The sequence below is a fragment of the Psychrobacter sp. W2-37-MNA-CIBAN-0211 genome (assembly GCF_040309405.1).
Taxonomy (GTDB): domain Bacteria; phylum Pseudomonadota; class Gammaproteobacteria; order Pseudomonadales; family Moraxellaceae; genus Psychrobacter; species Psychrobacter glaciei.
On the sequence record NZ_JBEOOU010000129.1, the window covers coordinates 1 to 281 of the forward strand.

General features: G+C 39.5%; 1 protein-coding gene. It reads right to left on the reverse strand.

Features of this window, described 5'->3' with window-relative positions; genetic code table 11:
- Window positions 1-281 (reverse strand): hypothetical protein (locus tag AAEY72_RS14590; RefSeq protein WP_352311248.1); only part of this gene is annotated, 281 nt, incomplete at both ends.

Genomic DNA, 281 nt, shown 5'->3' on the forward strand with positions numbered 1-281 from the left:
TCTATACCCGTTTGCCCTGGCTCATATTTACCATTAGTGTTGCCTAGTGGTTTGTAGCCCTTTTCAAGCATTAATTGGTGCGCATTATACTCACCCACTGCCGCTTTTTTGTCATTTAAGCGGGGAAACTCAATAACATCATCAATACCTATTCTTTTAGGTTTCGGTTTTTCATTGGTGACAACAATATATCCACCGGATTCTTTACCTAATACTGAGCCATTGAATCTAAAATCTGAAAGCACACTTGCATCAGGACTTTGTGCTAATAACTCACCAAC